Origin of the sequence: Methylobacterium frigidaeris, assembly GCF_022179185.1 — a bacterium.
Classification (GTDB): domain Bacteria; phylum Pseudomonadota; class Alphaproteobacteria; order Rhizobiales; family Beijerinckiaceae; genus Methylobacterium; species Methylobacterium frigidaeris.
In genome coordinates this window covers 1-8,022 of sequence record NZ_BPQJ01000095.1, presented here as the reverse complement: position 1 = coordinate 8,022, position 8,022 = coordinate 1, and the positions used below count along the sequence as shown (strand labels likewise).

General features: G+C 52.9%; 8 protein-coding genes. 4 read left to right on the top strand and 4 right to left on the bottom strand.

From position 1 onward, the window contains the following. Window positions 1–51 precede the first annotated feature (51 nt). A complete protein-coding gene (locus MFF64_RS36030) occupies window positions 52–1,008 on the bottom strand; it encodes a hypothetical protein (RefSeq protein ID WP_238193810.1) in 957 nt (318 codons plus the stop codon). 109 nt (window positions 1,009–1,117) lie between these two features. Here MFF64_RS36030 and MFF64_RS36025 point away from each other — a divergent pair, with 109 nt between their 5' ends. Beyond that, window positions 1,118–1,450: a helix-turn-helix domain-containing protein gene (locus MFF64_RS36025; protein ID WP_238193808.1), complete on the top strand. Its 333-nt coding sequence runs from the start codon at window positions 1,118–1,120 to the stop codon at window positions 1,448–1,450. A 944-nt stretch (window positions 1,451–2,394) separates the two neighbouring features. Next, the gene (locus MFF64_RS36020) at window positions 2,395–2,574 is read left to right on the top strand and encodes a CsbD family protein (protein WP_099900944.1); all 180 of its coding nucleotides are present in this window, start codon (window positions 2,395–2,397) and stop codon (window positions 2,572–2,574) included. 1,101 nt (window positions 2,575–3,675) lie between these two features. Here MFF64_RS36020 and MFF64_RS36015 read toward each other — a convergent pair. Then, a complete protein-coding gene (locus tag MFF64_RS36015; protein WP_238193806.1) occupies window positions 3,676–3,843 on the bottom strand; it encodes a hypothetical protein in 168 nt (55 codons plus the stop codon). Beyond that, window positions 3,840–4,580, bottom strand: a complete 741-nt coding sequence (locus tag MFF64_RS36010) for a Crp/Fnr family transcriptional regulator (protein ID WP_099902599.1) — start codon at window positions 4,578–4,580, stop codon at window positions 3,840–3,842. Before MFF64_RS36010 ends, MFF64_RS36015 begins: the two co-directional genes overlap by 4 nt. Before the next feature lie 407 nt (window positions 4,581–4,987). Here MFF64_RS36010 and MFF64_RS36005 point away from each other — a divergent pair, with 407 nt between their 5' ends. Together MFF64_RS36005 and MFF64_RS36000 are read left to right on the top strand one after the other, a co-directional pair. Continuing rightward, window positions 4,988–5,293, top strand: coding sequence for a DUF6894 family protein (locus MFF64_RS36005; RefSeq protein ID WP_099902602.1), 306 nt, complete (start codon window positions 4,988–4,990; stop codon window positions 5,291–5,293). A 549-nt stretch (window positions 5,294–5,842) separates the two neighbouring features. Continuing rightward, entirely contained in the window at window positions 5,843–6,556 is a 714-nt protein-coding gene (locus tag MFF64_RS36000; RefSeq protein WP_238193804.1) for a Crp/Fnr family transcriptional regulator, read from the top strand. On the opposite strand, the gene MFF64_RS35995 is transcribed toward MFF64_RS36000, so the two are convergent. Continuing rightward, window positions 6,553–7,887 (bottom strand): PAS domain-containing protein, encoded by a 1,335-nt coding sequence (locus MFF64_RS35995; RefSeq protein WP_238193802.1) that lies wholly within the window; start codon window positions 7,885–7,887, stop codon window positions 6,553–6,555. The two genes, MFF64_RS36000 and MFF64_RS35995, sit on opposite strands and share 4 nt — an antisense overlap. Window positions 7,888–8,022 lie beyond the last annotated feature (135 nt).

The window sequence follows — 8,022 nt, the reverse complement described above, 5'->3', positions numbered from 1 at the left end:
AAACGCCGACACTGCACTAACTTTGAACTTGGACCACCTCGTGGGGGCCGATCAATCCTCGACATAGAAAGAACCAATCCATATGATCACCAACATTAATGTTGCAGATAACTTCATACAAGCGATCAATGATCCCGCAATCGGGCCGTTGAAATATATGGAACTAGCGATCGTTCCGAAGAAACTCCATATCCATACTAGACATCCCATTATTAGAACTAAAGTCAACATAGGATTTGATTTTGATATCGCGATTATTTCGAGCGGTGGCATAGCTTCACGGCTAGAGAACGCAATAAAAGACAAAGAGGCAGCTATAACTACTGCTATAGGGGTAAGGAATATAGAGGCGGCCATTCCGACATCTCCGATCGACGAAAATACTACATATCTTGATCCGCATCCCAACAAGAACAAGATGAATGCGCTTCCCACCATTACGGCCAACGCCACTGAGAGATAATATTTCAAATCATCGTCGGTTATCTCTCTAAAACTAGCACCGTTATTAATATATGACTGCCCCGTAGCGTCATTGACATGTCTGACTGCAGATGGTTGAGGCCGACTTTTGCCGTCGTCATTACTGATAATGTGGGCAGATGAGGGTAGGGTTGTGACTGATGCCGAGGGCGTTGTTGTAACTCGATCATTGACCGCCAAGCGTGCTCTGACGGCCCTTGGAAGGTCACTGAGATAGGGCCCTCTCACGAACTCCGAACCACTTCCTCCGCCATACACGCTGTCATATCGAGCCACGAGGTCTGATATCGCCTCGCTGCATAGACGCGTCTCGATAACGGTATTGATCACTGCGCGGAGCTGAAGCTGGGACGGCGAGGCAGACAGACGGGCCCTTACAGCGGAGGCCACACAGTCCGTTGCCGCTCTAACGTAGGGCGTCACCAAGCGCCTGTCCGTGTCGCCTTGCCGGTCCTGTGCCTTTGCCGAACCTGCCACGGCGCCGATTGCGATTATTAGTAATGCTAGCCGCCTGATGATGGTCATCGCCACATCCCTAAGACGGAGAGAACTCCGCTTTGACGGGATAATATAGTATTTTGATCCGTGGGCAACCGAAGAAGTCGTAGTCACACTCCGTTTCATGAAACCGGAATTGAACTACGCCATAGGGACGAGAGTCCGTAGAGCCCGTGAAGGCGCTGGTCTGACTCAAGAGGCACTGGCAGGGGCCATCGATCGCAGCAAAGAAGCTATTAGTAATATCGAAAGGGGCGTGAACCTACCAACCATAGATACGCTTCAGAGGATTTGCGATGTTACTGGTATTCCCATTGGATATATGTTCAACGATACGCCTTCCACTAATGATATGTTGAACCTTAAAACCGAAATTGATATGATTATCATGAAAATGAGCATAGGTGATTTGAAGTTTATGTCTGAATTCCTCAAGTTATATATCGATAGAGATAGACAGGCCGACTAACGCTAATCACAACGATTTATTTACAAGTAAGGCGCATGCATGGACAACTTCGATACTTCGCCAATACCCTTCCTTCTCGAGGTGGAGGGTGGAGGTAGTTACCCATTTCAATTGAATATCAAATAATCAATATACGAAAATGGTATGTTCTCACTTCCACCCTCCACCTCTTAGAAGCAAGTAGTACGAGCGAAGCGAGAAAAGGCGCGCAAGCGACTTCACATTATCAATAGAAAATGCCTATGCGAATATTAGAGATATGATTATTATCTTGCTCCTGATCATACAGCAAAAAAAATACAAGATAGTAAGATTTATTTGAATTGCAGAATGCAGACTGGTTCGATATCGATATTATCATGCTATGCTATCTAGGCATGATAGAGCAGTTACTATCTCCGCTGTGAGGATCCCGGTCGGTGACCCGTGGACGAGACAGAGATGCATGCTTTGACCCTGAACCACCGCATCCACCCTGACAGACGTACAGCTAAGAATGCGGGATCGGATGGGGAGAGACAAGGGTCAGAGCTGTTGAGGGTAGGGTGCATCCGGTTCAAGGGCGATCAGGACCGACGAAACGCCATCACAGCCCGAAACGGCATCATCAAGAGGCTGAACAGGGCACCGATCGTGACGACAAGGGCGACTGCAAGAAGCGCCCCGAAGATGCTGATGAAACGCACGCTGCTGCCTCGCTGTGATGGCTTGTAGCCGCATCGTATCAGCGGCTGTGTCGGGCTGTGGTATGCGTCGCAATAAGGACGGGAATAAAGATCGAGCGACGCTGAATCTGAAGCGCGACGCAGTCATTTCGATCCTCAGATCCGGCACCGAGGCCGTGCAAGCGAACGGCTAGGAACGTGTCTGCCGGAACGCATCAGGATGGGTCACCGTTAGCGTACCGACCTCTTACTGGGGTGCTGTATCGCGAGGAGAGCCAAATGACCGTCGATAAGGATCGCGTTGAGGGCTCCGCCACGAACCTGAGTGGCAAGATCAAAGAAGGTGCTGGCAACCTCACGGGTGATGAGAAGCTCAAGAACGAGGGCATCGCCGATCAGGTAAAGGGCAAGGTACAAAACGTCGTAGGCGGCATCAAGGACGCCTTGAAGGGCAAGTAATCAACCAATTCCAGCCCTCTCGCGTGTTAGATTGCGGCACGCGAGAGTTAATACTATGGTACGCCTAAGATGTAAGATTTAGATACTGCACGTCTACCAAATTAATTAGCATATCTCGATTGGATTAGTCGACTTTTAGCTACCAACGGCAGCAAACTTCGCGTGCTATGTCTAGCGTTAAAGGCTGCTCATGCAGCGTACAAGAGCGGTTGTTTGCTTTGCTCGTGAGCTTCGACACACCTCACACCCCATTCAAGTGCTTCCGCGGGAGTCGCAAACGTCAGCGAGCCACTCGCTTGTTTGCATGGACCGAATGCTGCTTCTAAGCACCAGCGCCCCCAGAGCGCACCGTCAAGTTCCTCATCACACTCGATGCGAACCAGGACGGCAACCAGCTTGTCATCCACGAAGAGTAAATAACCCTGCTGGTCAGGGCTGCCGGTGTTCACCACGACGGGCTCACACCAGGAGGTCTGCGAAATCATCGAATCGCCTATGAAGAATGAGAGTGCGCCTTCATAGGCAAACGGCTCAGCTCATCACTAACAAATGATACAATAGCGGATGCAGCTTGAGTGAGAGGAACATCGCTGTCGGGCTTGGTGACGTTAATCGGGTGCTCAGGCGACGGAGTCGTGTGGCCAGAGAGCATGAGGTGGCTGGGGGCAAGCCGCGGGTCGAGCCTCGGGGCTGTACGGCACACATGAACAACGACTCGCCATCTCCAGACAGCAGAACGCCCGCCTGAGGGATGGGACCTTGGCGGGCGCTCGCGTCCCTGGAGAATGCGAAATCGTGCCCTTTCACATGAGACTAATGACATCCACTTAGTACGGTCCCGCATTGGTGCGGTGGCATACCGAAGGGCGTCGCCGAAGGCCAAGATCATGCACCACTTGGAGTGGCGGACAATAGCAGTGAACGCCCCAGGACCAAAACCCAATCAGCTTGACCGTGTGGGAGTCAGCTTCCGACCCGTAGGAGCCATCCCGTGCGGCTTCAACGAAGGTCTGCTGGCAACATTATCAAGGCCCGTCCGGTCGGCGCTGGATCCACACCTGCGCCTCGTCTAGATCGGCGAACTTGGGCTGGCTCGGGTCCTCAACCCGGCCCGAACCCCGCCTTCAAGAACCACATGCCCGCTTCATCCCCATGATCGTCAGAGAGGCACACCAGAACGGCCACGAGGAAGCCATCGGCGAACACCAGCAGACTCTCCGTATCACCACTGCCCGTCGTAATCGGCACAGGCTGAAGGTGGAGGCTCATGCAGCCAGCCGCTCCAGATGCAAATACGTCGGATCAAAGTCGCACAGCTTGGCGAGTTCCTGCCAATGCTTAATCTCTAGCTTCCCGCTGTGGAGCGTGATTAGCCCGCTCTCACGCATTTCTCTCAGCGTGCGGTTGACGTGGACGTTCGACAACCCGAGCGCGTCCCCGAGATCTGCTTGCGTGAGCGGCAGCCGGTAGCCGTGATCCCGCGCGAGCCCCACCGCTTCGAGCTTGACGTACATCTCGCAAAACAGGTGGGCGACCGCCTCCAAGGCCGTGCGTCGACCCATCCCTGTCATCCACTCCCGGAAGACCGCTCCATCCACGAGCGTGTCACGCCAGAGGATCGCCGCAATGCCTGGGAAGGTGGCCGTCAACTCGAGCATCGCCTCATGAGGGATGAACGCCACCGTGGCCTGCGTCATCGTGCACACGCTGTGATCCATCACTCGCAGGTGCAGGCTCTGCAGGTCGGGAATGTCGCCTGGAATGTGGAACGAGAAGATCTGACGCTTGCCCTCGCTGAGGACCTGATAGCGGCACACCCACCCCTCTAGGAGGAGACAGCACTGCGACGGGCGGTCCTTCTCCCGCACGATGTCCTGGTGCGCAGCCAAATGCCTGCCCGTGATAGGCAGGCGCTCGATGGCCCGCCGCTCTTCGTCGGAGAGTCGCGCGATGCTCTCCAGCTTGCGGATGAGCATGTCCAGGGAGGGGATTGGTGTGGGGGCCATAGCGACTCCCCCTTTCTTTGCAGGTGGAAGCGCACGCCTCTCCCAGCCATTAGCACCTGTCGTAGTTAGCTAATGATGGCCCATCTTAGCACATAGGTTGTGATTGTGATATAACAAAAGGCACACGAATTTTGAGCTGCAGTTGGAATTGTGGCCATTTAATGCGGAAACTATTTTTCGTTTGGCGTTCTAATTGGGGACAATCGATAAATATCTTGCCGCAGAGGACCGCACCGCCTCCTCACCGGTGCGGTTTCTGGCCCGTGCGTGGTCCGCTCGCGGCCCTGAACGCTTAGAGGGTGTGGAAATGCCCGCTATCCACCCGTTGCGGACCCTCGGTGCGAAATCATACAGAACATCAACAGCCTGAGAACGTTGCGGCCTTGGCACTCACGGCTGAGGGCCCCATGGCCCGCTACTATTTTGACATCCACGATGGGCAGCATCAGACACGAGATGATGTCGGCACCGAGTGCAGTAGTTCAGATGCCGTTAGGGCCGAAGCCATGTCGGCCCTTCCTGCGATTGCACGGGATGTCATACCGAAGGACGGGGATCGGCAAGCGTTGACGGTCATCGTCCGCAATGCGCGTAACCTGACCGTCTATACGGCCACCATGACCTTCGCGAGCATTTGGCTCGGAGAGGATGCGCCCTTCGTGGCCGAAAACCCTGATCAAGAGGAGCACTCACCTATTGTCTGGGGCCGGTGACCCGCAGGGGCCATCCGCTTTCCACCCTCAGCAGCCCTTCGCAAGGCCAAGCTGATAGAGTTTTGACCCTAAGCCTGATGAGTGTTGGACGGCATCCTAGTGCACAGACAGCAACGAACACACCACGGGCTCGTTCGCTAAGAACTTGGAGGTGCGGGGGGAAATCTCGCCGACCATTGTACATTTTGTTGACGTCAATGCACTAGGCTCGAGCATCCCGATCACGCTGAAACGGTGCTCTTTGCGAACGTTGAGAACCTGGCAGACCGCGTAATGGGTCCACACCGGTTGGCCGCCCGTAACGTGTATGACGACGCGCGGTCAGGCTCAGCTTAGAACGACCATCGTGTGCGTCACAATGCGAGTGGTTCGAGCAAGGCAGGGAAGGGGCGAAACTCAAGTCGGAACACACTCCCGAACGCCAACGACGGCGCATTAGGAGCATGCGTCGCGCCCGGGAGACTGCCAGCATCAATTTGCAAATCCCAGCAATATATTGATACACTCTCCTGAATAGTGAAGCGTCTCAAATAAGGTCGGGAGAAAGCGGTGGCATCAAACCCCCTTATCGGACGATTGGAGCATGCCGGACCACTGTCGCAGGTGGAGAGGAATGCGTTACAAGAAATAACTCTTAATTCTCGATGCATACCTTCGCGAGAAGACATAAAAATAACTAAAGGTATCGATACTATTCCACTTGTTGTAAGCGGCATTGCCTGTCGTTATAAGCTCCGCCCTGACGGACAACGTCGCATTGTGCACATTCTTCTGCCGGGAGATTTCTATGATCTTTACTCATCTTGTTATTATCCCTCCGATTGGCACTTTGGAGCACTCACTCGCTGCCAGATTGTAGATGTGCAGCGTCAGGCACTTGATGAATTGGCCGCGAAGCACATAGGAATTGCTCGCGGCTTGTGGTGGGCGACACTAGTGGAACTGGAGATTGAGCGAGAATGGCTCGTCAATGACAGTCGTCCCGCTGACAAAAGACTAGGACATCTTTTCTGCGAGTTATTAGTCCGCCTGCAGATGATTGGATTGGCTCCCGACAACAGTTATGACTTACGTCTTTCTCAAGTAGATTTGGCAGATGCTGTAGCGATTTCGTTTGTGCACATGAACCGTATCATGCAATCTTTACGCAATAGTCAACTGCTTCAATATCAAAGAGGCCATATCAAAATATTGAATTTTGAAAGATTGTGCGATTACTCGGAGTTTGACCCGTCGTTTCTGCATACTTCGAAGTCTACTTAAATATCATCGCCGATTTCATCGGACATAAAAACCGTCATTCGATAGTCTAGACCTGTTGAATAAAACTTAATTTTTGCTCTCGCGTTAAGGTCGCCAGGCATTATCTTCTCTAAATATTTCATGCCGAACCCTTTGCGCGTAGGTGTACAGTTTATCTCTTCTGCACTGCTTTCGACCCATTTGAAATTGATGTGAGGCACGTTCCCCCGAGCACCGACGCGCCAACTGACTGTCACACAACCTTTGTCCACGGACAATGCACCAAACTTAAGTGAATTGGTAGCAAGTTCATGGATACCCAACCCGATGATCTCAGCAATCCGTGGTTTAAGATAAATCATTGGACCTTTGATTCGTATTCTGTTGTCGCCTGGAACGTCAAATGGAAGCAGCTCCTGGGCAACAAGCCATCCTAATTCCAGCTTGTAGCCCTGTGTTTGCAACAGACCACTCTTTAACCGCCCGACCGCACCTATACGTCCATCGAGGTGCATAGCATAATCTTCGGCTTCTTCATGCGCCTCAGCCGTTCGGCGTGCTATCGATCGTACGGTAGCGACTACGTCATGCACTTGCTTCTGGAGGTCGCGGGCATCTGCCTCACGCCGGTCTGGAATCTGACTTGCACTGTTAGGTGGAGAAACCGTTCGATCTAAGCGAGCTGCAGCCTGGCTGGCGATCTGGCGAACGCGCTGCACTCCCGTCTCAAGCCGCCCGTCAACCTGTGTGTCTGGCTTAATCTCACGTTGAAGGGCAACCCAGTGGGTCAGTTCTCCAGCCCGATTGCGCAGAGGTGTGATATGCCAGTGAAGAAGGTAAGTCGTACCGTCTTTGCGATAGTTTATCGCCGCACCCTGGAAATATTCTCGCGCCTCCAAATCAGACCGTAGGCGATCCAGCACAGCACGGTTGGTTAACGGACCTTGTAAAATGCGCGGGGTACTACCAATAATCTCTCCAGCCGAGTAACCAGTCATTAGGCAGAAAACTTCATTAACATACTCGATAATCGGACCCGGCCAGCTAAGTTGTGAGCTTGTAACAACAACTGCTTCACCGATGCTGTCCAAAGCAGCTTTGAAGAGCGAGGTGTCTGACCTGAAGACATTATCTTCGTGGTCGATACCTTGACCGTGATGGATAGCATGCGTCATAGATGTCATACACTGTATAATCTTACGATTGGTATGCACGGGAAAGACTTCATCGCATAATCTGCGGAGCTTAACCAATGAAATACGTACAGCATGTTCGGTATCGCGGTCGTCGAGGAATGTAAATGTCAAACAGCAACGAATTACCCCCAGATAACCTTCCCGCTGCCTTTTCACCGCATCGGTCCGAGCAAGCGTGACAGCTCCAATCACTAGGCGCCGTTGGGCAAGCTGTCATAACCCTCGTACGGCCATCTCTAGTGCACTGACGCGGACGAACGCACCACGCCCGCTCTCGCCAACCGCTTGCAA

Bases quoted from the DNA above. Each gene is read 5' to 3' on its own strand.
- MFF64_RS36030 (WP_238193810.1), bottom strand. From the start codon at position 1,008: ATGACCATCATCAGGCGGCTAGCATTACTAATAATCGCAATCGGCGCC.
- MFF64_RS36020 (WP_099900944.1), top strand. From the start codon at position 2,395: ATGACCGTCGATAAGGATCGCGTTGAGGGCTCCGCCACGAACCTGAGT.
- MFF64_RS36015 (WP_238193806.1), bottom strand. From the start codon at position 3,843: ATGAGCCTCCACCTTCAGCCTGTGCCGATTACGACGGGCAGTGGTGAT.
- MFF64_RS36010 (WP_099902599.1), bottom strand. From the start codon at position 4,580: ATGGCCCCCACACCAATCCCCTCCCTGGACATGCTCATCCGCAAGCTG.
- MFF64_RS36005 (WP_099902602.1), top strand. From the start codon at position 4,988: ATGGCCCGCTACTATTTTGACATCCACGATGGGCAGCATCAGACACGA.